A 26,596-nucleotide genomic window follows, 5' to 3' on the forward strand; every position below is an offset into this window, starting at 1 on the left:
CGTACTATTGTACGTCGGATTTTTGAACATCAGGCGATATGTCTTGTACCTCTATATTGAGACACTGAAACAGAGACTGGATGCCATCAACCAACTGCGCGTGGATCGCGCGCTTGCTGCCATGGGACCCGCTTTCCAGCAGGTTTACAGTCTTCTGCCGACATTACTACATTATCATCACCCGCTGATGCCGGGTTACCTTGACGGTAACGTTCCCCGCGGCATTTGCCTCTACACGCCTGATGAAACCCAACGCCACTATCTTGACGAACTCGAACTGCATCGCGGCCTGCTAACGCAGGAGCCGCCGAAAGGCGAACTGCCGATTACCGGCGTCTATTCGATGGGCAGTACCTCTTCCGTCGGGCAAAGCTGCTCTTCCGATCTGGATATCTGGGTATGCCATCAGGCCTGGCTGGATAACGAAGAACGCCAACTGCTGCAGCGTAAATGCAGCCTGCTTGAAAGCTGGGCGGCGTCGCTCGGCGTCGAGGTCAGTTTCTTCCTGATCGACGAAAACCGCTTCCGCCACAACGAAAGCGGCAGCCTCGGCGGCGAAGACTGTGGTTCGACCCAGCATATTTTGTTGCTCGATGAATTTTACCGCACCGCCGTGCGTCTCGCCGGGAAACGTATTCTGTGGAATATGGTGCCGGGCGATGAAGAAGACCATTACGATGATTACGTGATGGGGCTGTATGCCCAGGGCGTGCTGACGCCAAACGAATGGCTCGATCTCGGTGGCCTCAGTTCGCTGTCGGCGGAAGAGTACTTCGGCGCCAGCCTGTGGCAGCTGTATAAGAGCATCGACTCCCCGTATAAAGCGGTGCTGAAAACGCTGCTGCTGGAAGCCTACTCGTGGGAATACCCCAACAACCGCCTGTTGGCGAAAGATATTAAACAGCGCCTGCACGATGGCGAGATTGTCTCATTCGGTCTCGACCCCTACTGCATGATGCTGGAGCGCGTAACCGCCTATCTGCAGGCTATCGAAGACGACACCCGTCTCGATCTGGTACGCCGCTGCTTCTATCTGAAAGTCTGTGAAAAACTCAGCCGCGAGCGCGCCTGTGTGGGCTGGCGTCGTGAAGTCGTCAGCCAACTGGTGAAAGAGTGGGGCTGGGATGAAAAGCGTCTGATGATGCTCGATAACCGCGCTAACTGGAAAATCGATGAAGTGCGCAAAGCGCACAACGAACTGCTCGACGCGATGATGCAGAGCTATCGTAATCTGATCCGCTTCGCGCGTCGCAATAACCTCAGCGTCTCCGCCAGCCCGCAGGATATCGGCGTGCTGACGCGTAAGCTGTATGCGGCCTTTGAAGCCTTGCCGGGCAAGGTTACCCTGGTAAACCCACAAATTTCACCGGACCTGTCGGAACCGAATCTGACCTTTATCCACGTGCCGCCGGGCCGCGCCAACCGTACCGGTTGGTATCTGTATAATCGCGCGCCGGATATGGAATCGATCATCAGCCATCAGCCGCTGGAATATAACCGTTATCTTAATAAGCTGGTGGCCTGGGCCTGGTTTAACGGCCTGCTGACCTCACGCACCCGTCTGTTTATTAAGGGCAACGGTATCGTCGATTTGCCGAAGCTGCAGGAGATGGTGGCCGACGTGTCGCACCACTTCCCGCTGCGTCTGCCGGCGCCGACGCCAAAAGCGCTGTACAGCCCGTGCGAAATTCGCCACCTGGCGATTATCGTTAACCTCGAATATGACCCGACGGCGGCTTTCCGCAATCAGGTGGTGCATTTCGACTTCCGTAAGCTCGACGTTTTCAGCTTCGGCGAAGAGCAAAAATGCCTGATTGGCAGCGTCGACCTGCTGTATCGCAACTCGTGGAACGAAGTGCGTACGCTGCACTTTAACGGCGAGCAGGCGATGATCGAAGCGCTGAAAACTATTCTCGGCAAAATGCATCAGGACGCCGCGCCGCCGGATAGCGTGGAGGTGTTCTGCTACAGCCAGCATCTGCGCGGCCTTATTCGCACCCGCGTGCAGCAGATGGTCTCCGAGTGCATCGAACTGCGTCTCTCCAGTACCCGTCAGGATACCGGGCGCTTCAAAGCGCTGCGCGTCTCCGGCCAGACCTGGGGCCTGTTCTTTGAACGCCTGAACGTTTCGGTGCAGAAGCTGGAAAACGCCATTGAGTTCTACGGCGCTATCTCGCACAACAAGCTTCACGGCCTGTCGGTACAGGTAGAAACCAATCACGTTAAGCTGCCGGCGGTGGTGGATGGCTTCGCCAGCGAAGGGATAATTCAATTCTTCTTTGAAGATGCGGATAACAATGATAGCGGCTTTAACATCTACATTCTCGATGAAAGCAACCGCGCCGAGGTCTATCACCACTGCGAAGGCAGCAAAGAAGAGCTGGTCCGCGACGTCAGCCGCTTCTACTCATCATCGCACGATCGCTTCACCTACGGCTCCAGCTTCATTAACTTCAACCTGCCGCAGTTCTATCAGATAGTCGAAGTTGACGGACGCACGCAGGTGATCCCGTTCCGCAGTCAGGCGATTGCCGCCGCGGTGCCGCCGGGCCAGGAAGCGGTCGCCTCACCGGTGCTGCAGCAGCGCTACTCGTAGATTTGGCCCGCATAAGGCGCGATGCGCTATCCGGAGATATTCCCTGCTGGCGCTGCGCTTAGCAGGGCTACGGTTGTATGTCGTCGGGTAGCCCGGATAAGGCGCGATGCGCCGCCATCCGGGAAACACCTCATTAACGGAAGCTCACCGTCTCGCCGGCTTGATTGCTTGCCGCCTGCTCCAGCAGATCCCAGAAGCGTTCGCCGCTGCGATCGCAGATCCACTCGTCGCCTTGCAGATCGAAGTGATAGCCGCCTTGCTTGGTCGCCAGCCAGACCTGATGCAGCGGTTCCTGACGGTTAATAATGATCTTACTGCCATTTTCGAAGCTGATGGTCAGCACGCCGCCGTTGATTTCGCAGTCGATATCGCTGTCGCCGTCCCAATCGTCCAGACGTTCTTCGATGGTCATCCACAGGCTATCGGCCAGGCGATGGAATTCACTGTCGTTCATGGTTCTATCCTGCTTTTTTGAAGATGGCCGCAGTATAGCGCGAAACAAAAGCGCGTGCAGTCAGATGCTAAACGCTTGCTTTTACGTCTTCTCCTGCGATGATAGAAAGCAGTAACGAATGAATCATGGGCAACTATCAATGAAAAACGTTTTACCCACGCTTGCCGTTCTGTTTGCAATCTTCAGCCTGACCGGCTGCGGTTTGAAAGGGCCGCTGTATTTCCCGCCGGCAGACAAAACCGCGCCGCCGCCGACCAGGCCGGTTAACCCAGGCATTCAGAGCGCGACGCCGGATCGTAACGATCGCGGCGATAATGGCGGTCCGACCCAGGTTAACTATTAACGATAACGTTCTGTTCCGCGCAATTGGAGTAGATAATGCAGTTCTCTAAAATGCATGGCCTCGGCAACGACTTCATGGTTGTTGATGCGGTAACGCAGAATGTTTTCTTCTCACCGGAGCTGATTCGCCGCCTTGCGGATCGGCATCTTGGCGTCGGCTTCGACCAGCTGCTGGTTGTCGAGCCGCCGTACGATCCCGATCTGGACTTCCACTACCGTATCTTCAATGCTGACGGTAGCGAAGTCTCGCAGTGCGGCAACGGCGCGCGCTGCTTCGCCCGCTTTGTCCGTTTAAAAGGCCTGACCAATAAACGTGATATCCGTGTGAGCACCGCCAATGGGCGTATGGTATTAAGCGTAACGGAAGATGATCTGGTGCGCGTTAACATGGGCGAGCCGAATTTCGAGCCGTCTCAGGTCCCGTTCCGCGCCAACAAAGCGGAAAAGACCTATATTATGCGTGCGGCTGAACAGACAATATTGTGCGGCGTCGTCTCAATGGGCAACCCGCACTGCGTGATTCAGGTCGATAACGTGGACACCGCCGCGGTTGAAACCCTCGGTCCGGTGATGGAAAGCCACGAACGTTTTCCGGAACGCGCCAATATCGGCTTTATGCAGGTAGTGGAACGCTCTCATATTCGTCTGCGCGTCTATGAACGCGGCGCAGGTGAAACGCAGGCCTGCGGCAGCGGCGCCTGTGCGGCGGTGGCGGTCGGTATCCAACAGGGATTACTCGCCGAAGAGGTACGCGTGGAATTGCCAGGCGGGCGTCTCGACATCGCCTGGAAAGGTCCGGGTCAACCGTTGTATATGACTGGCCCGGCGGCACACGTCTACGACGGATTTATTCATCTATGAAACAGATCGGGGAAGAACAGCAGGAACTCGCCACAGCGCTCGACGACAGCGCGGTAGTAGATTATCTGCTGCAAAATCCTGAGTTCTTTATTCGTAATGCAGCGCAGGTAGAGCATATCCGCGTCCCGCATCCGGTGCGCGGCACCATTTCGCTGGTCGAGTGGCATATGCTGCGGGCGCGTAACCATATCAACGTGCTGGAAGAAAATATGACGCTGCTGATGGAACAGGCGACGGCCAATCAAAGCCTGTTTCAGCGCCTGTTCCATCTGCAGACGCGCCTGGCGTCCGCCGATAGCCTGGATGAAATGCTCAACCGCTTTCATCGTTGGGCGCGCGAGCTGGGCCTGGCGGGCGCGACGGTGCGCCTGTTTCCGGACAGCTGGCATCTCGGCGCGCCGTCTAAATTCACCCATCTGGCGTTGAGCCGGCAGGCGTTCGAACCCATTCGTATCCAACGGTTGGGCCAGGCACGTCACTATCTTGGTCCGCTGAACGGGCCAGAGCTGTTGGTGGTGCTGCCGGATGCGAAAGCTATCGGCTCGGTGGCGATGTCGCTACTGGGCGATGACGACGCGCCGGGGGTGATGTTCTTCAGCAGCCGCGATCCACAACATTATCTGCAAGGTCAGGGGACGCAGCTACTGCAGGAGATTGCGCGCATGCTGCCCGGCCTGCTGGAGCGCTGGATTGAACGCGCATGACCGACTCCCCGCTATTCGCCTGCGTCGAACGCTTCCTGCGCTATCTCGGCGTAGAGCGCCAGCTTAGCCCGATTACGCTCACGAATTACCAGCGTCAGCTGGAAGCGCTGATCGCGCTGGCGGATGATGCTGGCTTAAAAAGCTGGCAGCAGTGCGACGCCGCTCAGGTACGTAGCTTTGCCGTGCGCAGCCGCCGCGCGGGCTTAGGCCCGGCGAGCCTGGCGCTGCGGCTTTCCGCCTTGCGCAGTTTCTTCGACTGGATGGTCAGCCAGGGCGAGTTAGCGGCTAACCCGGCGAAGGGGATTGCGGCGCCAAAAATTCCCCGCCACTTACCGAAAAATATCGACGTTGATGATGTGAATCGGCTTCTGGATATCGACCTTAACGACCCGCTCGCGGTGCGCGACCGGGCGATGCTGGAAGTGATGTACGGCGCGGGGCTGCGTCTTTCTGAGTTAGTTAACCTTGATATTCAGCACCTTGATCTTGAGTCAGGGGAAGTGTGGGTGATGGGTAAAGGCAGCAAAGAGCGCCGCCTGCCAATTGGACGCAACGCGGTGGCGTGGATCGAACATTGGCTGGATTTGCGCGGCCTGTTCGGCGGTGATGACGACGCGCTGTTTTTGTCGAAGCTGGGTAAGCGAATTTCAGCGCGCAACGTGCAGAAGCGGTTTGCCGAATGGGGGATCAAGCAGGGGCTCAATAGCCACGTGCATCCGCATAAGCTGCGGCACTCCTTCGCGACGCATATGCTGGAGTCGAGCGGCGATCTGCGCGGCGTGCAGGAGCTGCTGGGGCATGCCAATCTCTCCACCACCCAAATCTATACCCATCTCGATTTTCAACACCTTGCCTCGGTGTACGATGCCGCGCATCCGCGCGCTAAACGGGGGAAATAATGCGTTTTTACCGACCTCTGGGCCCGATCTCCGCGCTGACGTTCGACCTGGATGACACCCTTTATGATAACCGCCCGGTGATTGACCGGACGATGCAGGAATCGCTGACGTTTGTGCGCAATTACCATCCGGCGCTGAGCCAGTTTGATGCCCATGCGCTTAATCAACTGCGACAAACGCTATTGTCCTCAGAACCTGAGATTTATCACGATGTCACCGTCTGGCGCCACCGCGCGCTGGAGTTAGGGATGCGTAATGCCGGGCTCTCCGCCGCCGAGGCGAAAGCCGGCGCCGATGCGGCGATGGAAAACTTCGCCCACTGGCGCAGTCGCGTCGACGTGCCGCAGGAGACGCACGATACGCTGGCGAAGCTGGCGCAGAAATGGCCGCTGGTGGCTATCACCAACGGTAACGCCCAGCCGGAACTGTTCGGGCTGAATGACTATTTCCGTTTCGTGCTGCGCGCGGGTCCGGATGGTCGCTCCAAGCCGTTTGCCGATATGTACCATCTGGCGGCGGAGCGCCTGGATTTACCCCTCGGGCAGATTCTGCACGTCGGCGATGATCTGACCACCGACGTGGCTGGCGCTATTCGCTGTGGAATGCAGGCCTGCTGGATCAAGCCGCAGGACGCGTCGTTGATGAAAACCGCCGATAGCCGCCTGCTGCCGCATATTGAAATTTCACGGTTGGCATCTCTGACCTCGCTGATATAATCACCAGTAACTCTGTATATATTAACAGGGGTTCGTGGAACCCCTTCTCTTCCGGCGGTGCCAATGGACGTTTCTTACCTGCTCGACAGCCTTAATGACAAACAGCGTGAAGCCGTAGCGGCCTCGCGCACCAATATGCTGGTTCTGGCAGGGGCGGGCAGTGGTAAGACGCGCGTACTGGTGCACCGTATCGCCTGGCTGCTGAGCGTGGAGAACTGCTCGCCGTATTCCATTATGGCGGTGACCTTTACCAACAAAGCGGCGGCGGAGATGCGCCACCGTATCGGCCAACTGATGGGCACCACCCAGGGCGGTATGTGGGTCGGCACCTTCCACGGCCTGGCCCATCGCCTGCTACGTGCCCATCATCTGGATGCCAACCTGCCGCAGGATTTCCAAATCCTCGATAGCGAAGACCAGCTACGCCTGCTGAAGCGCCTGATTAAGGCGATGAACCTGGATGAGAAGCAATGGCCGCCGCGTCAGGCGATGTGGTACATCAACAGCCAAAAAGATGAAGGGCTGCGCCCGCATCATATTCAGAGCTACGGCAACCCGGTCGAACAGACCTGGCAGAAGGTGTATCAGGCCTATCAGGAAGCCTGCGATCGCGCCGGGCTGGTGGACTTCGCCGAGCTGTTGCTGCGCGCGCACGAGCTGTGGCTGAACAAACCGCACATCCTGCAGCACTACCGCGAGCGCTTCACCAATATTCTCGTCGACGAATTCCAGGATACCAACAACATTCAATATGCCTGGATCCGCCTGCTGGCGGGCGATACCGGCAAAGTGATGATTGTCGGCGATGATGACCAGTCGATTTACGGCTGGCGCGGCGCGCAGGTTGAAAACATTCAGCGCTTCCTGAATGACTTCCCGGGCGCGGAAACTATTCGTCTGGAGCAGAACTATCGTTCGACCAGCAATATTCTCAGCGCCGCCAACGCCCTGATTGAAAACAACAACGGGCGGTTGGGCAAAAAACTGTGGACCGACGGCGCCGACGGCGAGCCCATTTCGCTGTACTGCGCCTTCAACGATCTCGATGAAGCGCGTTTCGTGGTTAACCGAATTAAAACCTGGCAGGAGAACGGCGGAGCGCTGGAGCAGTGCGCCATTCTCTATCGTAGCAACGCCCAGTCGCGCGTGCTGGAAGAGGCGCTGCTACAGGCCAGCATGCCTTACCGTATCTACGGCGGCATGCGCTTCTTCGAACGTCAGGAAATCAAAGATGCGCTCTCTTATCTGCGTCTGATTGCCAACCGCAACGATGACGCGGCGTTTGAGCGCGTGGTCAATACGCCTACCCGCGGCATCGGCGATCGTACCCTGGATGTGGTGCGCCAGACCTCGCGCGATCGTCAGCTGACGCTGTGGCAGGCCTGCCGCGAGCTGCTCAAAGAGAAAGCGCTGGCTGGCCGCGCTGCCAGCGCTCTGCAGCGCTTTATGGAGCTTATCGACGCGCTGGCGCAGGAAACCGCCGATATGCCGCTGCATGTCCAGACTGACCGGGTCATTAAAGATTCCGGCCTGCGTATGATGTACGAGCAGGAAAAAGGCGAGAAGGGCCAGACCCGTATCGAAAACTTAGAGGAACTGGTGACGGCGACGCGCCAGTTCAGCTACAACGAAGAAGATGAAGATCTGATGCCGCTACAGGCGTTCCTCTCCCACGCCGCGCTGGAAGCCGGCGAAGGGCAGGCGGATACCTGGCAGGATGCGGTACAGCTGATGACTCTGCACTCGGCGAAAGGGCTGGAGTTCCCGCAGGTGTTTATCGTCGGCGTTGAAGAGGGGATGTTCCCGAGCCAGATGGCGCTTGATGAGGGCGGTCGTCTGGAGGAAGAGCGTCGTCTGGCCTACGTCGGCGTGACGCGCGCGATGCAGAAACTGACGCTGACCTACGCCGAAACCCGTCGTTTGTACGGCAAAGAGGTTTACCATCGCCCATCGCGCTTTATCGGCGAGCTGCCGGAAGAGTGCGTGGAAGAGGTGCGGCTGCGGGCTACGGTGAGCCGCCCGGTTAACCATCAGCGCCTCGGTACTCCGGTGGCGGAGAACGATACCGGCTATAAGCTGGGCCAGCGGGTCCGGCATCCGAAGTTCGGCGAAGGCACCATCGTCAACCTTGAGGGCAGCGGTGAACATAGCCGGCTGCAGGTGGCATTCCAGGGGCAGGGAATTAAATGGCTGGTTGCCGCCTATGCCCGGCTGGAAACGGTGTAACTTTAAGAAAAATATAATTTTTTTGTAATAATCTGCTAGCCTTATATGCTAAAGGGCAGGATTTGCTCTTTAGCGTTCCCTTGCGTGTTGACGCCGTTTTGGCGCTGGCGTAACATGCGCGCACGATTACGCTAAGAGGACATTCGCCTTGGACACACCCAGTAGATGCTGGCTCAACTTCCTGTCATTCAGGAACAACTCCTAAGGCTATCCCCTTATGCCGATAGCCTTAGCGGTTGTCGGCGACTCGTCCTATCCCCGTCGCTCTGAGTCAGGCTTAATGGTCTGAAACCCAAATAGTTTCTGTGTGCCCATCGAACTGTCCGATAAATTTTTTGTATTGGGAGTCCCGGTCATGCTGAGCGCATTTCAACTGGAAAATAATCGTTTAACGCGCCTTGAGGCCGATGAGATCAAGCATCTCGCCAGCTCGGTGTGGGTCGATCTGGTCGAGCCAGACGATGACGAACGTAGCCGTGTGCAAACGGAGTTAGGCCAGAACCTGGCGACGCGCCCGGAACTGGAAGACATCGAAGCGTCAGCGCGTTTCTTTGAAGACGAAGATGGTTTACACATCCACTCCTTTTTCTTTTTCGAAGATGCCGACGATCACGCCGGTAACTCAACCGTGGCGTTTACCATCCGCGAAGGCCGCCTGTTTACATTGCGCGAGCGTGAACTACCCGCTTTTCGCCTGTACCGCATGCGCGTGCGTAACCAGACGCTGGTCGACGGCAACGCCTACGAGCTGCTGTTAGATCTGTTCGAGACCAAAATCGAACAGCTGGCGGATGAGATAGAAAACATCTACAGCGACCTGGAAAAGCTGAGCCGCGTGATTATGGAAGGCCACCAGGGCGACGAGTACGACGAAGCGCTGTCGACGCTGGCGGAACTAGAAGATATCGGCTGGAAGGTTCGCCTCTGTCTGATGGATACCCAGCGCGCGCTAAACTTTCTCGTGCGCAAGGCGCGCCTGCCGGCAGGCCAGCTTGAACAGGCGCGAGAGATCCTGCGAGATATCGAATCCCTGCTGCCGCACAACGAATCGCTGTTCCAGAAGGTGAACTTCCTGATGCAGGCGGCGATGGGCTTTATCAACATCGAGCAGAACCGCATTATCAAGATCTTCTCGGTGGTTTCGGTCGTGTTCCTGCCGCCGACGCTGGTGGCGTCCAGCTATGGGATGAACTTTGAGTTTATGCCGGAACTACACTGGAGCTTTGGTTATCCGGGAGCCATCGTGTTTATGATGTTGGCCGGCCTGGCGCCGTATCTCTACTTCAAGCGTAAAAACTGGCTGTAGTTGTTGTGCCGGATGCGCTTCGCTTATCCGGGCCTACGTGTTGTGCTTTTGTAGGCCGGATAAGGCGTAGCCGACATCGGGTAATATCCTATCCCCGGCGCCCCCGTCTTTGCGTATATACCGCATCCATCACGAATATCGCCAGCGCCACCCAGATAAAGGCGAAGGTTACCATCTTATCCGTGCCCGGCACTTCACCGTAGAACGTTACCGCCAGCAGGAACATCAGCGTCGGGCCAATGTACTGGAAAAAGCCCAACGTTGACAGGCGCAGGCGGGTCGCCGCACCGGTAAAGCACAGCAGGGGGATGGTAGTTACCACGCCCGCGGCCATCAGCAGTAAATTGAGCGACCAGGGGTTGTCTCCCATATGGCTGGTTGGGCTATCGGTGATGCCGAAAAGCCAGATCGCCGCCACTGGCAGCAGCCATAGCGTTTCCACCAACATGCCGGTCTGCGCATCGACGGCGATTTTCTTACGTACCAGTCCGTAGAAGGCAAAGCTGAAGGCTAGCCCCAGACCGATTACCGGCAGTGAGCCGAAGGTCCAAAGTTGCACCAGCACGCCGCAAAAAGCGAGGATCACCGCCAACCACTGCAGCCGACGAAAGCGTTCGCCGAGGAAAATCATCCCGAGCACGATATTAACCAGCGGGTTAATAAAGTAGCCGAGGCTAGCTTCCAGCATATGGTGGTTATTGACCGCCCAGATAAAGAGCAGCCAGTTGCCGCCGACAAGCACTGCAGAGAGCGCGAGCAGGAAGATCTTGCGCGGGGTTTTTAGCAGTTTTTTTACCTGCGGCCACTGGCGGCTGACGCTGATGAGCGCCACCATGAAAAAGAAAGACCAGATCACGCGATGCGTCAGGATTTCATCGGCGGGAACGTAGTAAATAAGTTTGAAGTACGCCGGCGCGATACCCCAGATAAAATAGGCGGCCAGCGCCAGCATAACGCCCAGCCGCGTTTGTTTTGCGTCCATTGGTAGAATCCATTGCCAAAGAGAGTGATGTTACTCGATCTGCGGCAATCAACCCACCATATAGGTGGCCGTGGCGCTGGCGATATAAACCTGCTCTTCGTTATGCAGCTCGACGCGAGCCACGGCGACTTTGTTTCCGGCACGCAGCAGGCTGCTGGTCGCGGTGAAGCGTTCGCCGCGGCCAGGGCGTAAATAATCGACGCGCAAATCGATAGTTCCCATCCGCGAGAGGCGCTGGCGCAGCTCTTCTTCGTTGATGGTGTCATGGCGAGTCAGGGTGCTGCCGACGCAGACCAACCCCGCGGCGACATCCAGCGCAGACGCAATAACGCCGCCGTGCAGAATACTCTGCGCCCAGTTGCCAACCATCATCGGCTGATTATTAAAGCTGAGCTGGGCAAACTCTTTTTCATACCGTTCCAGTTCCAGCCCAAGGGCACGGTTAAAAGGCATGTGATAAACAAAAATCTCGCCCACCAGCTTTAGCGCGGCGGCGGCGGTCAGTTCAGACATAGCAGAGGTCCATTCGTTAATGAAATGTTGATTTTATGCTTCAAAAATATTGATTTCCACTTTCGGAGGCGATAACGCAGCGGGAGGTGGATAAATAGGTAGAATGGCAGCAGGACAAAACATTAATAAGAACCATTCTTCAGGAGAACAGTAATGCGTATCTCTTTAGCCTGGCTGCTGGCGCTTAGCGCGTTACCAGCAGGCGTTCTGGCGCAGGACGCGCCGATTGAACAAACCGTTCATGACAAACCCGCGGTACGGGGCAGTATTATCGCCAACCTGCTGCAGGATCATGATAATCCGTTCCTGCTTTATCCTTATGAGAGCAACTATCTGCTCTATACATGGACCAGCGATCTCAATAAAGAGGCAATTCGTAGTTACGACTGGGCCGATGACGCGCGTAAGGATGAGGTGAAGTTCCAGCTCAGCCTGGCGTTCCCGTTGTGGCGCGGTATTCTCGGCGATAATTCGCTGCTTGGCGCCTCCTATACGCAAAAATCCTGGTGGCAGCTCTCTAACAGTAAAGGCTCGGCGCCGTTTCGCGAAACCAACTACGAGCCTCAGCTCTTCCTTGGCTTCGCGACGGATTATGAGTTTGCCGGCTGGACCTTGCGCGATATCGAAGTCGGCTATAACCACGACTCTAACGGCCGTTCCGATCCAACGTCACGTAGCTGGAACCGCCTGTATACTCGCCTGATGGCGCAAAACGGTAACTGGCTGGTTGAAGTGAAGCCGTGGTATGTGGTCGGCAGTACCGATGATAACCCCGATATCACCAAATACATGGGTTACTACCGCCTGAAGATTGGCTACCAGCTGGGGGAGGCTATTTTTAGCGCTCAGGGGCAATATAACTGGAATACCGGCTACGGCGGCGCGGAAGTCGGGGTCAGTTATCCTATTACCAAACATGTGCGCGCCTATACTCAAATCTACAGCGGTTATGGCGAGTCGCTCATCGACTATAACTTCAATCAGACGCGCGTCGGCGTCGGCGTGATGCTCAACGATCTGTTTTAATCGTTGCACTCTGGCTCGCAGGCGCTGAAAATAGCGCCTGTTTTCTTTTCAGGCGAATGGGGTCAACGTGGCACAGGCGGAAGTATTAAATCAGGAATCGCTGGCTAAGCAGGTTTTACAAGAGACCTTCGGCTACCAGCAGTTCCGCCCGGGCCAGGAATCGATTATCGCCACGGCGCTGGAAGGCCGCGATTGCCTTGTAGTGATGCCGACCGGCGGCGGTAAGTCGCTGTGCTACCAGGTACCTGCATTGGTCCTCGGCGGCCTGACGGTTGTCGTGTCGCCGCTGATTTCGCTGATGAAAGACCAGGTCGATCAGCTGCTGGCGAACGGCGTCGCCGCGGCCTGTCTTAATTCAACGCAAAGCCGCGAGCAGCAGCAAGAAGTGATGGCGGGCTGCCGCAGCGGGCAGATTCGTCTGCTGTATATCGCGCCGGAACGCCTGATGCTGGACAACTTTCTCGAGCATCTGAGCCACTGGAACTTAGCGATGCTGGCGGTAGATGAGGCGCACTGTATCTCGCAGTGGGGCCATGATTTCCGCCCGGAATATGCCGCGTTGGGCCAGCTGCGCCAGCGGATGCCGCATATTCCGTTTATGGCGCTCACCGCCACCGCGGATGACACCACCCGCCGCGATATTGTTCGCCTGCTGGGGCTCAACGATCCGCTGATTCAGGTCAGTAGCTTCGATCGCCCCAATATCCGCTATATGCTGATGGAGAAATTTAAGCCGCTCGATCAGCTGATGCGTTACGTCCAGAATCAGCGCGGTAAATCAGGGATTATCTACTGTAACAGCCGTTCTAAAGTTGAAGACACCGCCGCCAGGCTGCAAAGCCGCGGCATCAGCGCGGCGGCCTACCATGCTGGTCTGGAAAATGATATTCGTGCCGACGTGCAGGAGAAATTCCAGCGCGACGATCTGCAGATCGTGGTGGCGACGGTGGCCTTCGGTATGGGCATTAACAAGCCGAACGTCCGTTTTGTGGTGCACTTTGATATCCCGCGCAACATTGAATCCTATTATCAGGAAACCGGTCGCGCCGGGCGTGACGGGCTGCCGGCGGAAGCGATGCTGTTTTACGATCCGGCGGATATGGCGTGGCTGCGCCGCTGCCTGGAGGAGAAGCCCGCCGGGCCGCTGCAGGATATTGAACGTCATAAGCTGAATGCGATGGGCGCCTTTGCCGAAGCGCAGACCTGTCGCCGTCTGGTGCTGCTGAACTATTTTGGCGAAGGGCGTCAGGAGCCGTGCGGCAACTGTGATATCTGTCTTGATCCGCCAAAGCAGTACGATGGCTTAATGGACGCGCGTAAGGCGCTTTCAACTATTTATCGGGTGAATCAGCGCTTCGGGATGGGCTATGTGGTTGAAGTACTCCGCGGCGCCAACAATCAGCGTATCCGTGACCTGAACCACGATAAACTGCCGGTGTACGGTATTGGTCGCGAGCAGAGCCACGAGCATTGGGTGAGCGTGATTCGTCAGTTAATTCACCTCGGACTGGTTACGCAAAATATTGCCCAGCACTCCGCGCTGCAGCTCACCGAGGCCGCGCGTCCGGTACTGCGCGGTGAAGTCCCGCTGCAGCTCGCCGTGCCGCGTATCGTGGCGCTAAAACCGAAAGCGATGCAGAAATCCTTCGGCGGCAATTATGACCGCAAGCTGTTCGCCAAGCTGCGTAAATTACGTAAAGCGATCGCCGACGAGGAGAATATCCCGCCCTATGTCGTCTTTAACGACGCGACGCTTATTGAGATGGCCGAACAGTCGCCGCTCACCGCCGGGGAAATGCTCAGCGTCAACGGCGTGGGGACCCGCAAGCTTGAGCGCTTCGGTAAAGAATTCATGGCGCTGATACGTGCTCATGTCGATGGTGATGATGAGTAGTCAGCCGCGGGAAAAGGTGCCAGAATAGTTTCCTTCTTCACTATTTCCCTGCGAGTTAAACATGTTGATGCTTTTTCTCACCGTGGCGCTGGTGCACATCATTGCGCTAATGAGTCCGGGGCCGGATTTTTTCTTTGTTTCGCAAACCGCGGTGAGCCGCTCGCGCAAAGAGGCGATGATGGGCGTGTTGGGAATCACCGGCGGCGTAATGGTCTGGGCGGGCGTAGCGCTGCTCGGCTTGCATCTGATTATCGAGAAAATGGCCTGGCTGCATACGTTGATTATGGTCGGCGGTGGGCTGTATCTGTGCTGGATGGGCTATCAAATGCTGCGCGGCGCGTTGAAGAAAACCGATGTATCGGCAGCGGAACCGCAGGTTGAGCTGGCGCGTAGCGGGCGCAGTTTCCTGAAGGGCCTGCTGACCAATCTCGCCAATCCGAAAGCGATTATCTACTTCGGTTCCGTCTTTTCACTGTTCGTTGGCGATAACATTGGCGCCGGGGCGCGTTGGGGGATTTTCCTGCTGATCGTCCTTGAAACGCTGGCGTGGTTCACCATCGTAGCCAGCCTCTTCGCACTGCCGAAAATGCGCCGCGGCTATCAGCGGATGGCAAAGTGGATAGACGGCATCGCAGGAACCCTGTTTGCCGGTTTCGGCATTCATCTGATCATTTCGCGCTAACTCGTCATGCGATTATCCACCCGGTTTGTTGCCGGGTGGGGCAGACATTAGTGACGAAGGCGCTGTAGTTCATCCCTGGTCAAACCGGTCATTTCCAGGATAGCATCGTCATCCAAGCCGCGATTGAGCATCGCTGCGGCGACCTGTAAAAGGGCCTGTAGTTTTCCTTCTTTGATGCCTTCTTTGATACCTTTCTCTCTGCCTTCTGCGAGCCACGTTTCTGCCAGAGTCATTAGCATTCCTCCATGCTGCGGCACACGCTGTGCCAGCCCATACAATAGTGCCCGAATATCCTGAGCTTCTCCCGCCTGAGCCATATATTTTATCAGCACGGCGATTTGTTGTCCGCTCATCTGCTCCAACATTAAGAGGTGGGTCAACTTGTCAAGCAGCTGTGCCATATCGCGCTGGCGAATATGTTTTTGTACCAGCGTAAGCGCCGCCATACTGCGGTGGCGCATAATTTCGTCATCAGGGATCACCGTAATATCGACCAGCGGAAATGCACCTGAATAGAGCTGATGGGCAAGCATCGAGTCGTCAAAATTATCCAGCCAGTTCAGCGACCAGGGATAGGGGCTGCGACGTCCTTGATAAAAGAGAATGGGAATTACCAGCGGTAACGTTTTATGACCATTCTCCAGATGCCTCTGCATGGCGGCGATGGCGTAGCGCATCAGGCGGAATGCCATCAGTTTATCAGGTGAACTCTGGTGTTCTATCAGAACATGAATATACCCCGGGCCGCGGTTTGTCTCCAGCGAATACAGAATATCGCTGTAGTAGGGCCGCAGGTCATCTTCCAGAAAACTCCCGGATTCCAGGCGCAGCGTATCCAGTTTACAAACCTGAATTAACGCCGGTGGAAGGTGGATCTCGATAAAATCGCGCGCCGTTTCGACCCGCGACAGAAAGGTCTTAAAGACTGCATCATGAGGGGTTGCCGTTTCCGCCATTTTCGTTCATCCGTGAATAAACCCAATGGCGGCATTCTGGCACTGAAAAGGCGGGGCCGACAGCGCGCGGATAAAGTCTCTTTCATCTTTGCGCGCCAGCACGCGTGATAATACGACTCCGGCCGCAAGTGGCCTCGCGCTGTGCGAGCGTCATTCCAGTTTCAGGCGTGACGGGCGGAAGCGAGCAGCGCCCCCACCAGCATAAACAGCGAGCCAAACACTTTATTCAGCGCCTTCATCTGCTTCGGACCTTTAATCCAGGCCGCAATGCGCTGCGCCAGCGTCGCGTAACCGATCATCACAATGATATCGACCACAATGGTGGTGACGCCGAGTACCAGGTACTGCATCACCTGCGGCTGATGCGGGACGATGAACTGGGGAAACAGCGCGGCGAGGAAGACGATACTTTTTGGGTTGGTCAGATTGACGAACACCGCGCGTTTATAGAGCTTACCGCGGCTTTGAGTTCGCGCCAGCGTATTCAGGTCAATTGAACCCGCCGCCCGCCACTGCTGGATCCCCAGCCAAATAAGATATGCCGCGCCCGCCCATTTCAACACTTCGAATGCCAGTACCGAGCGGGAGAAGAGCGTGCCCAGACCGACGCCGACCAGCACGATATGAATGGCCAATCCGGTTTGCAGGCCGGCAATAGAGGCCGCCGCGCCGCGATAGCCGTGGTTGATGGATGTGGTCATGGTATTGATCGCGCCGGAACCCGGCGACAGGCTGAGAATGATTGATGTCAGCAGATAAGCGAACCACCACTCGAAGGTCATGAGAATCTCCCTGATTGTCTATTTTTATGCCACAATACGCTATTGCATCAGCATTGTGTGATGTGCGACAAAAAAACGATTTTCAGCGGTTAACAGGGGTGTAAACCCGATGTTTGGGCAGCAAAAGGACTGGGACACACGAGAAAACGCGTTTGCGGCCTTTACCATGGGGCCGCTGACGGATTTCTGGCATCAGCGGGAAGAAGCTGAATTTACGGGCGTCGATAAGGTTCCGGTACGCTTTGTGCGCTTTTGTGCCGCAAATAACGACCGGCTGGTGGTCATTTGCCCCGGCCGCATCGAAAGCTACGTGAAGTATGCCGAACTAGCCTACGATCTCTTCCACAGCGGCTTTGACGTGATGATTATCGATCATCGCGGCCAGGGGCGTTCCGGTAGGTTGCTGTCTGATACCCACCGCGGTCATGTTGTGCGCTTTAGCGATTATGTTGACGATCTGGCTGCGCTCTGGCAGCAGGAAGTGGTTCCCGGCCACTGGCGTAAACGTTTTATTCTCGCCCACTCGATGGGCGGCGCCATTGCCACGCTGTTCTTGCAGCGTCACCGGCAGCATTGCGACGCCATTGCCTTATGCGCGCCAATGTTTGGCATCATCATGCGCCTGCCGGACTGGATGGTGCGCCATATTCTCGACTGGGCTGAGGGCCATCAGCGTATTCGTGAAGAGTATGCCATCGGTACGGGCCGCTGGCGGGCGCTGCCGTTTTCGCTCAATGTGTTGACTCATAGCCGTCAGCGCTATCGTCGCAACCTGCGTTTTTATGCCGACGATCCGCGGTTGCGCGTCGGCGGGCCGACCTATCACTGGGTGCGCGAAGGTATTCTGGCCGGCGAAGAGATATTGTCTGGCGTCGAGAAAGATACGACTCCGACGTTATTGATTCAGGCCGAGGATGAAAAGGTGGTCGATAACCTGATGCACGACCGCTATTGTGAACTCTGTTCCGCTGCCGGGCACCCTTGTGAAGGCGATAAGCCGCTCGTTATTGAAGGGGCATATCACGAGATCCTTTTTGAAAAGGACGCTATGCGCTCAGTCGCGCTAAATGCCATCGTCGATTTTTTCAATCGACATACTTAATCCGACGATAGATCTCGTCGCCCTGCTTAGAGGTTAAATTTTTTATGTACCAGGTTGTTGCGTCTGATTTAGATGGCACGCTGCTTTCCCCCGACCATTTCCTCACCCCCTATGCCAAAGAGACGCTGAAGCTACTCACCGCGCGCGGGATAAATTTCGTTTTCGCCACTGGCCGCCACTACATCGATGTGGGGCAGATCCGCGATAATCTCGGCATTAAGTCGTACATGATCACCTCTAACGGCGCGCGGGTACACGATAGCGAAGGTAAACAAATCTTCGCTCATAACCTCGATCGCGATATCGCCAGCGATCTGTTTGAGATGGTGCGTAACGATGTGAAGATTGTGACCAACGTCTATCGTGAAGATGAATGGTTTATGAATCGCCATCGCCCGGAAGAGATGCGCTTCTTCAAAGAGGCGGTGTTCAACTACAAGCTTTATGAACCGGGCGAGCTGGATGCGGATGGCATCAGCAAAGTTTTCTTCACTTGTGAAGATCATGAACATCTGCTGCCGCTTGAGCAGGCTATCAACGCGCGCTGGGGCGACCGCGTGAATGTGAGTTTCTCCACACTAACTTGTCTTGAAGTGATGGCTGGTGGTGTTTCGAAGGGGCATGCGCTGGAGGCCGTCGCGAAAATGCTCGGCTACAGCCTCAAAGAGTGTATCGCCTTTGGCGACGGCATGAACGACGCCGAGATGCTGTCGATGGCCGGTAAAGGCTGCATCATGGCGAACGCCCATCAGCGGTTGAAGGATTTGCATCCGGAGCTGGAAGTGATCGGCAGCAATGCTGAGGATGCCGTACCGCATTACCTGCGCAAGCTGTACCTCGATTGATAAAGATTGACGACTGGCTAATAACTGGCCAGTCGTCAACCTCTCTCTCCGCTACAATGCCTGTTCTTTATTCAATGAGACGACCATTGTGGCGCTATTAATTATCACCACTATCCTGTGGGCCTTTTCTTTTAGCCTGATTGGCGAATACCTTGCCGGTAGCGTCGATAGCTATTTTTCCGTGCTGATGCGCGTGGGCCTGGCAGCGCTGGTGTTTTTGCCTTTCCTGCGTACGCGCGGCCAGTCTCCGCGCACCATCGTACTCTATATGCTAGTGGGGGCGATGCAGCTTGGCATCATGTATTTGCTGGCTTTCCGCGCCTATCTTTATCTGACGGTCTCGGAATTTCTGTTGTTTACGGTCTTTACCCCGCTGTATATCACCCTGATTTACGATCTGCTCAGCGGTCGTAAACTGCGCTGGGGCTATCTGCTTAGCGCGGCGCTGGCGGTGTTAGGGGCGGCGATCATCCGCTATGACAAAGTCAGCGATCATTTCTGGACCGGGCTATTGCTGGTGCAGTTGTCGAATATCTGCTTCGCCATCGGCATGGTGGGCTACAAGCGTTTGATGGAAGTCCGCCCGATGCCGCAACATAATGCTTTTGCCTGGTTCTATGTCGGCGCCTTTATTGTGGCGGTAGCGGCGTGGTTTATGCTGGGCAATCCGCAGAGGCTACCGACTACCGGCCTGCAGTGGGGAATCCTGGTCTGGCTTGGCGTGGTCGCATCCGGATTGGGTTATTTCATGTGGAACTACGGCGCGACGCAGGTGGATGCCGGTACGTTGGGGATCATGAATAACGTTCACGTCCCCGCCGGGCTGTTGGTTAATCTCGCTATCTGGCAGGAGCAGCCTCACTGGCCAAGCTTTATCATTGGCGCGCTGGTAATCCTGGCTTCGCTATGGGTCCATCGCCGCTGGGTCGCTCCGCACTCCGTACAAACGGCAGATGATCGCAAGCGTGGTTCCGCGCTGAGCGAATAAACGCTTCTGTTACCGGCTGGCGTTGCTCGCCATCGCGCACTGCAGCATACAGCCGGCTCCACAGTCCTTCTCCCAGGGTTTTGGTGACAATCAAACCCTGGCGTTCAAAACTTTCCACCACCCAGTGCGGCAGGGCGGCAATACCCATTCGTGCGGCAACCATCTGAATCAACAGCAGCGTGTTATCGACACTTTTCAACTGTGGGCTGATCCCCGCCGGTTGCAGGAAGTGGCGCCAGATATCCAGCCGCCCGCGCTGTACCGGATAAATCAGTAACGTTTCCGCAGCCAGATCTTCCGGGGAGATGCGCGTTTTTGCCGCCAGCGGATGTTCCGGAGCTAACACCAGACGAACTTCATAATCAAACATTGGTGAATAGTGCAGGCCGCTACGCGGCAAAATATCTGAGGTCATCACCAGATCGAGTTCACCCTGCTGCAGGGCTGGCTGCGGGTCAAAGGTGACGCCGGACTGAAAATCAACTTCCACCAGCGGCCAGCGGGCGCGGAAGCTTTCCAGCGCCGGGGTGAGCCATTGAATACAGCTATGGCACTCAATCGCCAGCCGCAGACGGGTTTGCTGTGGTTCATTGCAATCCTGTAGCGCGCGAGCGATCTGCGGCAGTACCTGATTGGCCAACTGCAGCAGAATTTCTCCTTGCGGCGTGAAGCGTAGCGGCTGGCTTTTACGCACAAACAAACGGAAGCCAAGGCGCTGTTCCAGATCGCTAAACTGGTGGGACAGGGCCGACTGGGTTTGGTGCAGGGCCGCCGCCGCGCCCGCCAGCGAACCGCTGTTCCGCAACGCCTGTAGCGTTTTCAGGTGCTTAATCTCGATCATGAATGTCCTTCACTTCGGCATGAATAATTTGCGCTTGAGGAATATACAGTACCTTTACATTATGGATGTGTAAACATCTGGATGGCTAAATGCAAAAAATTCCATAAGGGGCATAACATGACAATCCTCAATCACACCCTCGGTTTTCCTCGCGTTGGCCTTCGCCGCGAGCTGAAAAAAGCGCAAGAGAGCTACTGGGCGGGCAAGGCCACGCGTGAAGATCTGCTGGCGGTAGGTCGCGAACTGCGCGCTCGTCACTGGGAGCAGCAGAAACAGGCGGGCATTGATCTGCTGCCGGTGGGCGATTTTGCCTGGTACGACCATGTTCTGACCACCAGCCTGCTGTTGGGCAACGTGCCGGCTCGTCATCAGAACAAAGACGGCACCGTCGATATCGATACTCTGTTCCGTATTGGTCGCGGTCGCGCGCCGACCGGCGAACCCGCTGCTGCCGCGGAAATGACCAAGTGGTTCAATACCAACTATCACTACATGGTGCCGGAATTTGTCCAGGGCCAGCAGTTCAAGCTGAGCTGGACTCAACTGCTGGATGAGGTGGACGAAGCGCTGGCGCTGGGCCACAAGATTAAGCCTGTACTGCTGGGGCCGGTAACGTATCTGTGGCTGGGCAAAGTAAAAGGCGAACAGTTTGACCGTTTAAGCCTGCTGAACGATATCCTTCCGGTTTACCAGCAGGTACTGGGCGAGCTGGCGAAACGCGGCATTGAGTGGGTGCAGATTGATGAACCGGCGCTGGTACTGGAGCTGCCGCAAGCATGGTTGGATGCCTTTAAACCAGCTTATGAAGCCCTGCAGGGGCAGGTAAAACTACTGCTGACTACCTATTTTGAAGGGATCGCCGACAACCTTGATGTTATCACCGCGCTGCCGGTACAGGGGCTTCACGTCGATCTGGTGCATGGCAAAGATGATGTTGCTGAACTACATAAACGTCTGCCGGCCGACTGGCTGTTATCCGCCGGGCTGATCAACGGTCGTAACGTCTGGCGCGCCGATCTCACGGAAAAATATGCGCAAATTAAGGCGATTGTCGGTCAACGCGAACTATGGGTCGCCTCTTCCTGCTCCTTGCTGCATAGCCCGATCGATCTGAGCGTAGAGACCCGTCTTGATGCCGAAGTAAAAAGTTGGTTTGCTTTCGCCCTGCAGAAGTGCGGCGAACTGGCGCTGCTGCGCGATGCGCTGAACAGCGGTGATACGACGGCGATCGAGGCGTGGAGCGCGCCAATCCAGGCTCGTCGCCATTCGACTCGCGTACACAACGCGGCAGTGGAAAAACGGCTGGCGGCAATCACCGCTCAGGACAGCCAGCGCGCCAGTCCTTATGCCGAGCGCGCACAGGCGCAGCGCAGGCGCTTTAACCTGCCAGCATGGCCGACGACGACGATCGGTTCATTCCCGCAGACAACCGAAATTCGTACCCTACGTCTGGACTTCAAAAAGGGCAATCTTGATGCCAGTCATTATCGGACGGGTATTGCCGAACATATTAAGCAGGCGATCGTCGAACAAGAACGTCTGGGTTTAGACGTGCTGGTGCACGGAGAAGCCGAGCGTAATGACATGGTGGAGTATTTCGGTGAGCATCTGGACGGTTTCATTTTTACGCAAAACGGTTGGGTGCAAAGCTATGGCTCTCGCTGCGTGAAGCCGCCGGTGGTTATCGGCGACGTCAGCCGTCCGCAAGCGATCACCGTCGAGTGGGCGAAGTACGCGCAGTCTCTTACCGACAAGCCGGTCAAAGGCATGTTGACCGGTCCGGTGACCATTCTGTGCTGGTCCTTCCCGCGCGAAGATGTCAGCCGTGAAACCATCGCGAAGCAGATTGCGCTGGCGCTGCGCGATGAAGTGGCGGATCTGGAGGCGGCCGGTATCGGTATTATTCAGATTGATGAACCGGCACTGCGCGAAGGTCTGCCGCTGAAGCGCAGTGATTGGGATGCTTATCTACGGTGGGGCGTCGAAGCTTTCCGCATCAACGCCGCGGTTGCTAAGGATGACACCCAGATTCATACCCACATGTGTTATTGCGAGTTCAATGACATCATGGATTCTATCGCCGCGCTGGATGCCGACGTCATCACCATTGAAACCTCGCGCTCTGACATGGAACTGCTGGAGTCGTTCGAAGAGTTCGAATATCCGAACGAAATCGGCCCGGGCGTTTATGATATTCACTCGCCAAACGTACCGAGCGTGGAGTGGATTGAAGGGTTGCTGGAGAAGGCCGCGCAGCGTATTCCGGCGGAGCGCTTGTGGGTTAACCCGGACTGCGGCCTGAAAACTCGTGGCTGGCCGGAAACCCGCGCCGCGCTGGCTAACATGGTGCAAGCGGCGCAGAATCTGCGCGAATCAGCCTGATAGATACGCGGAAAACAACAGAGGAGGCCACGGCCTCCTCTTTTCATGTATCAGGCGAGTTACCCTTTTTTACCGCCATATTGAGCAAACCAGTCCAGCATCCGCTGCCAGCCGTCTTTGGCTGACTCTTCGTGATAGCTGGCGCGATAGTCGGCGTTAAAGGCGTGATCGGCCTCGGGATAGACCACGATCTCAGCGTTCGCATTTGCCGCCCGCAGCGCCTGGCGCATGGTCTCGACGGTATCCTGCGGAATGCTGGCGTCTTTAGCGCCGTACAGGCCAAGTACCGGCGCGTTGAGATCGACAGCGATATCCACCGGGTGTTTTGGCGAATTCAGCGATTTTTCTCCCACCAGTTTGCCATACCAGGCGACGCCTGCCTTCAACTGCGGGTTATGCGCGGCATACAGCCAGGTGATGCGACCGCCCCAGCAGAAACCGGTGATCAGCAGACGATGGGCATCGCCGCCGTGGCGTGCCGCCCAACTGGCGACGTGGTCGAGATCCGCCAGCACCTGTGCGTCAGGCACCTTAGTGACCAGTTCTTTGAACAGGGTAGGGATATCGTTGTACTCATTCGGATCGCCCTGGCGGAAGTAGAGTTCTGGCGCAATCGCCAGATAGCCTTCCTGCGCCAGGCGGCGGCACAGATCGCGAATATGTTCATGTACGCCGAAAATTTCCTGCACCACGATAACGATCGGCAGCGGGCCGTCGGCGTTTTTCGGGCGGGCGTGATAGGCCGGCATATTCTCGCCCTGCGATGGGATCGAGGTTTCTCCGGCGGTAATGTGCTCATCCGACGTATGGACGGCGGTAGAGGCGTGCGGCGAGGCTGCAGGTGCGAATCCGGGTTGCTTGGTGGTGGTCATGGTATTCTCCGTACCCTTATTTATTAGCGCATCGATAAATATAGACTCTTAGACTGAACGTTAATAAAGCACAGTGCCTGAAAGCGGCTATCTTTTGTTCTGTGACCGCGAATATAACTTGTTAATGTGATGTGAATCACTATTTGTTGAAAAACAAATGCAATCATTATTATGCATGGTGACTGTCATCACAAAAATAAGCGAGTGGCTTCTGTAAAGTACCCTTTTGCTTCTGCTGATACTTCGACCCACAGAGGAGTTTTTTATGTCCAAGTCTGATGTTTTTCATCTCGGCCTCACTAAGAACGATTTACAAGGGGCTACGCTGGCTATCGTCCCTGGCGATCCGGAGCGTGTGGAAAAGATCGCCGCGCTGATGGATAAGCCGGTTAAGCTGGCATCACATCGTGAATTTACCTCCTGGCGCGCTGAGCTGGACGGCAAACCGGTGATTGTTTGCTCTACCGGTATCGGCGGCCCGTCGACCTCTATCGCCGTGGAAGAGCTGGCGCAGCTGGGGGTTCGTACCTTCCTGCGTATCGGTACCACCGGCGCGATTCAGCCGCATATCAATGTTGGCGATGTACTGGTGACGACCGGTTCTGTCCGTCTGGACGGCGCCAGCCTGCACTTCGCGCCGATGGAGTTCCCGGCCGTTGCTGACTTCGCCTGTACCACCGCGCTGGTGGAAGCGGCGAAATCAATCGGCGCGACTACGCATATCGGCGTGACTGCTTCTTCTGATACCTTCTATCCAGGCCAGGAGCGTTACGACACCTTCTCCGGCCGCGTCGTGAGCCGTTTCAAAGGCTCGATGGAAGAGTGGCAGGCAATGGGCGTCATGAACTATGAAATGGAATCCGCTACGCTGCTGACCATGTGCGCCAGCCAGGGCCTGCGCGCCGGGATGGTGGCAGGGGTTATCGTCAACCGTACCCAGCAAGAGATCCCTAACGCCGAAACCATGAAGCAAACCGAAAGCCACGCGGTGAAAATCGTTGTGGAAGCGGCGCGCCGTCTGCTGTAGTTCTTCTCTCTTTCTCACAGGGCCGGATCTTCCGGCCTTTTTTTGCGTAGCGCCTCGCAGGAAAATCCTTTTCAACTGGACGTTTGTACAGCACAATTCTATTTTTGTGCCGTAAGTGGTTGCCGGGGAGGCGTTGTGGATATCTCTATTGTGATGAGCGCCGTGGTGGCGCTGGCGGCAGGGTTAATCGTTGGCTGGCTGGCGACAAAAGCCCGCGCCGATCAAATCCGTGCCGATCTCATTGAAGAGCGCCGCGAGCTGGATATTGAACTTAGCGCCGCACGTCAGCAGCTGGTGCAGGAATCGCACTGGCGCGATGAGTGCGAACTTCTCAACAACGAGCTGCGCAGCCTGCGTGATATCAACACCTCGCTGGAGGCCGACCTGCGTGAAGTGACCACCCGTCTGGAATCCACGCAGTTGCACGCCGAAGATAAAATTCGCCAGATGGTCAACAGCGAGCAGCGCCTGAGCGAGCAGTTTGAAAACCTGGCGAACCGCATATTTGAGCACAGCAACCGACGGGTTGATGAACAAAATCGCCAGAGCCTGCATGGCCTGCTGACGCCGCTGCGCGAACAGCTCGACGGTTTCCGTCGCCAGGTGCAGGACAGCTTCGGCCAGGAGGCGCGTGAGCGCCACACGCTGGCGCACGAAATCCGCAATTTGCAACAGCTGAACGCACAGATGGCGCAAGAGGCGCTGAACCTGACGAAAGCGCTGAAGGGTGATAACAAAACTCAGGGCAACTGGGGAGAAGTGGTGCTAACCCGCGTGCTGGAGGCCTCCGGCCTGCGCGAAGGCTATGAGTATCAAACTCAGGTGAGCATCGAAACCGATAACCGCTCGCGGATGCAGCCGGATGTTATCGTGCGTCTGCCGCAGGGCAAAGACGTGGTTATCGACGCCAAAATGACCCTCGTCGCCTATGAGCGCTACTTCAACGCTGACGACGACTACACCCGCGAAGCGGCGCTACAGGAGCATATTGCCTCGGTGCGTAACCACATTCGCCTGCTGGGGCGTAAAGATTACCAACAACTGCCGGGGCTTCGTTCGCTCGACTATGTGCTGATGTTCATCCCCGTTGAGCCGGCGTTCCTGCTGGCTATCGACCGCCAACCTGAGCTTATCAGCGAGGCGCTGAAGAACAATATTATGCTGGTTAGCCCGACAACCTTGCTGGTGGCGTTGCGCACCATCGCCAACTTGTGGCGCTATGAGCATCAAAGCCGTAACGCGCAAAAAATCGCCGAGCGCGCCGGGCGCCTGTATGACAAGATGCGGCTGTTTGTCGACGATATGTCGGCTATCGGTCAAAGCCTTGATAAAGCGCAGGATAACTATCGCCAGGCGATGAAAAAGCTCGCCTCCGGGCGCGGCAACCTGCTGGTACAGGCCGAGTCATTCCGTGGCCTGGGGGTCGAGGTTAAGCGCGGGATTAATCCTGATTTAGTCGAGCAGGCCACGGCGCAGGATGAAGAATATCGCCTTGAGGAAGATGAAAATTCACCGCAGGAAGATGTGTTTAGCGCCGATTCCGACCCTGCAGTGAGCGCAAACGAGCACGTCAGGCCAAGCTGAAACGTATGGGAAATGG

24 protein-coding genes are annotated in these 26,596 nt (G+C 56.4%); 17 read left to right on the forward strand and 7 right to left on the reverse strand.

Annotation, left to right across the window (positions count from 1 at the left end):
- The first annotated feature begins 43 nt into the window (after positions 1-43).
- The gene (gene cyaA / locus ABLU78_RS15470; RefSeq protein WP_015368868.1) at positions 44-2,596 is read left to right on the forward strand and encodes a class I adenylate cyclase; all 2,553 of its coding nucleotides are present in this window, start codon (positions 44-46) and stop codon (positions 2,594-2,596) included.
- Positions 2,597-2,729: 133 nt separating this feature from the next.
- Here cyaA and cyaY read toward each other — a convergent pair whose 3' ends face one another.
- Positions 2,730-3,050, reverse strand: a complete 321-nt coding sequence (gene cyaY, locus ABLU78_RS15475; protein ID WP_015368867.1) for an iron donor protein CyaY — start codon at positions 3,048-3,050, stop codon at positions 2,730-2,732.
- Between the two features lie 139 nt (positions 3,051-3,189).
- Here cyaY and ABLU78_RS15480 point away from each other — a divergent pair, with 139 nt between their 5' ends.
- From ABLU78_RS15480 to corA, 7 genes are all read left to right on the forward strand, one after another.
- A complete protein-coding gene (locus tag ABLU78_RS15480; RefSeq protein WP_015703981.1) occupies positions 3,190-3,393 on the forward strand; it encodes a lipoprotein in 204 nt (67 codons plus the stop codon).
- Between the two features lie 35 nt (positions 3,394-3,428).
- Entirely contained in the window at positions 3,429-4,253 is an 825-nt protein-coding gene (dapF, locus tag ABLU78_RS15485; RefSeq protein ID WP_032713809.1) for a diaminopimelate epimerase, read from the forward strand.
- A complete protein-coding gene (locus ABLU78_RS15490; protein WP_048230027.1) occupies positions 4,250-4,957 on the forward strand; it encodes a DUF484 domain-containing protein in 708 nt (235 codons plus the stop codon). Before dapF ends, ABLU78_RS15490 begins: the two co-directional genes overlap by 4 nt.
- Entirely contained in the window at positions 4,954-5,856 is a 903-nt protein-coding gene (gene xerC / locus ABLU78_RS15495) for a tyrosine recombinase XerC (RefSeq protein WP_015368863.1), read from the forward strand. The genes ABLU78_RS15490 and xerC overlap by 4 nt, the downstream gene beginning before the upstream one ends.
- Positions 5,856-6,572 carry a 5-amino-6-(5-phospho-D-ribitylamino)uracil phosphatase YigB gene (yigB, locus tag ABLU78_RS15500; RefSeq protein ID WP_015368862.1) on the forward strand — a complete coding sequence of 239 codons (717 nt, stop codon included), beginning with the start codon at positions 5,856-5,858 and terminating at the stop codon, positions 6,570-6,572. Before xerC ends, yigB begins: the two co-directional genes overlap by 1 nt.
- Positions 6,573-6,635: 63 nt before the next feature.
- The gene (gene uvrD / locus ABLU78_RS15505) at positions 6,636-8,798 is read left to right on the forward strand and encodes a DNA helicase II (RefSeq protein WP_015368861.1); all 2,163 of its coding nucleotides are present in this window, start codon (positions 6,636-6,638) and stop codon (positions 8,796-8,798) included.
- Positions 8,799-9,153: 355 nt separating this feature from the next.
- On the forward strand, positions 9,154-10,104 hold the full coding sequence (gene corA / locus ABLU78_RS15510; protein ID WP_002883400.1) for a magnesium/cobalt transporter CorA: 951 nt from the start codon (positions 9,154-9,156) through the stop codon (positions 10,102-10,104).
- A gap of 88 nt (positions 10,105-10,192) precedes the next feature.
- On the opposite strand, the gene rarD is transcribed toward corA, so the two are convergent.
- Together rarD and yigI are read right to left on the reverse strand one after the other, a co-directional pair.
- Positions 10,193-11,086 carry an EamA family transporter RarD gene (gene rarD / locus ABLU78_RS15515; protein ID WP_015368860.1) on the reverse strand — a complete coding sequence of 298 codons (894 nt, stop codon included), beginning with the start codon at positions 11,084-11,086 and terminating at the stop codon, positions 10,193-10,195.
- 48 nt (positions 11,087-11,134) lie between these two features.
- On the reverse strand, positions 11,135-11,599 hold the full coding sequence (yigI, locus tag ABLU78_RS15520; RefSeq protein WP_004097567.1) for an acyl-CoA thioesterase YigI: 465 nt from the start codon (positions 11,597-11,599) through the stop codon (positions 11,135-11,137).
- A gap of 153 nt (positions 11,600-11,752) precedes the next feature.
- On the opposite strand from yigI, the gene pldA reads away from it, so the two are divergent.
- The 3 genes from pldA to rhtC all read left to right on the forward strand — a co-directional run bounded on the left by pldA (position 11,753) and on the right by rhtC (position 15,201).
- Complete coding sequence (pldA, locus tag ABLU78_RS15525; protein WP_015703985.1) at positions 11,753-12,625, forward strand: phospholipase A; 873 nt, start codon at positions 11,753-11,755, stop codon at positions 12,623-12,625.
- Between the two features lie 67 nt (positions 12,626-12,692).
- Complete coding sequence (gene recQ, locus ABLU78_RS15530; protein WP_048230030.1) at positions 12,693-14,519, forward strand: ATP-dependent DNA helicase RecQ; 1,827 nt, start codon at positions 12,693-12,695, stop codon at positions 14,517-14,519.
- Positions 14,520-14,580: 61 nt separating this feature from the next.
- Positions 14,581-15,201, forward strand: coding sequence for a threonine export protein RhtC (rhtC, locus tag ABLU78_RS15535; RefSeq protein ID WP_015703986.1), 621 nt, complete (start codon positions 14,581-14,583; stop codon positions 15,199-15,201).
- A 47-nt stretch (positions 15,202-15,248) separates the two neighbouring features.
- On the opposite strand, the gene ABLU78_RS15540 is transcribed toward rhtC, so the two are convergent.
- Positions 15,249-16,157, reverse strand: coding sequence for an Rpn family recombination-promoting nuclease/putative transposase (locus ABLU78_RS15540; RefSeq protein ID WP_048230032.1), 909 nt, complete (start codon positions 16,155-16,157; stop codon positions 15,249-15,251).
- Between the two features lie 161 nt (positions 16,158-16,318).
- A complete protein-coding gene (gene rhtB, locus ABLU78_RS15545; RefSeq protein WP_015368855.1) occupies positions 16,319-16,939 on the reverse strand; it encodes a homoserine/homoserine lactone efflux protein in 621 nt (206 codons plus the stop codon).
- Between the two features lie 109 nt (positions 16,940-17,048).
- On the opposite strand from rhtB, the gene pldB reads away from it, so the two are divergent.
- From pldB to ABLU78_RS15560, 3 genes are all read left to right on the forward strand, one after another.
- Positions 17,049-18,041 (forward strand): lysophospholipase L2, encoded by a 993-nt coding sequence (gene pldB, locus ABLU78_RS15550; RefSeq protein ID WP_048230033.1) that lies wholly within the window; start codon positions 17,049-17,051, stop codon positions 18,039-18,041.
- A 44-nt stretch (positions 18,042-18,085) separates the two neighbouring features.
- Positions 18,086-18,886 carry a sugar/pyridoxal phosphate phosphatase YigL gene (gene yigL / locus ABLU78_RS15555; RefSeq protein WP_020077589.1) on the forward strand — a complete coding sequence of 267 codons (801 nt, stop codon included), beginning with the start codon at positions 18,086-18,088 and terminating at the stop codon, positions 18,884-18,886.
- Positions 18,887-18,974: 88 nt separating this feature from the next.
- Positions 18,975-19,874 (forward strand): carboxylate/amino acid/amine transporter, encoded by a 900-nt coding sequence (locus ABLU78_RS15560; RefSeq protein ID WP_032713806.1) that lies wholly within the window; start codon positions 18,975-18,977, stop codon positions 19,872-19,874.
- Here ABLU78_RS15560 and metR read toward each other — a convergent pair.
- A complete protein-coding gene (gene metR / locus ABLU78_RS15565; RefSeq protein ID WP_015703991.1) occupies positions 19,762-20,715 on the reverse strand; it encodes an HTH-type transcriptional regulator MetR in 954 nt (317 codons plus the stop codon). The two genes, ABLU78_RS15560 and metR, sit on opposite strands and share 113 nt — an antisense overlap.
- Positions 20,716-20,832: 117 nt before the next feature.
- Between metR and metE the strand changes: the two genes are divergently transcribed.
- A complete protein-coding gene (metE, locus tag ABLU78_RS15570) occupies positions 20,833-23,097 on the forward strand; it encodes a 5-methyltetrahydropteroyltriglutamate--homocysteine S-methyltransferase (RefSeq protein WP_032713805.1) in 2,265 nt (754 codons plus the stop codon).
- Positions 23,098-23,156: 59 nt separating this feature from the next.
- Here the strand turns inward: metE and ABLU78_RS15575 are convergent, their stop codons facing one another.
- Positions 23,157-23,969 carry a dienelactone hydrolase family protein gene (locus ABLU78_RS15575; RefSeq protein WP_015368850.1) on the reverse strand — a complete coding sequence of 271 codons (813 nt, stop codon included), beginning with the start codon at positions 23,967-23,969 and terminating at the stop codon, positions 23,157-23,159.
- 265 nt (positions 23,970-24,234) lie between these two features.
- Here ABLU78_RS15575 and udp point away from each other — a divergent pair, with 265 nt between their 5' ends.
- Together udp and rmuC are read left to right on the forward strand one after the other, a co-directional pair.
- Positions 24,235-24,996: a uridine phosphorylase gene (udp, locus tag ABLU78_RS15580; protein ID WP_004181652.1), complete on the forward strand. Its 762-nt coding sequence runs from the start codon at positions 24,235-24,237 to the stop codon at positions 24,994-24,996.
- Between the two features lie 135 nt (positions 24,997-25,131).
- Positions 25,132-26,580 carry a DNA recombination protein RmuC gene (gene rmuC / locus ABLU78_RS15585; RefSeq protein WP_032713804.1) on the forward strand — a complete coding sequence of 483 codons (1,449 nt, stop codon included), beginning with the start codon at positions 25,132-25,134 and terminating at the stop codon, positions 26,578-26,580.
- The last annotated feature ends 16 nt before the right edge of the window (positions 26,581-26,596 follow it).

Origin of the sequence: Klebsiella sp. JN_Kp122 (assembly GCF_040062085.1) — a bacterium.
Taxonomy (GTDB): Bacteria; Pseudomonadota; Gammaproteobacteria; order Enterobacterales; family Enterobacteriaceae; genus Klebsiella; species Klebsiella aerogenes.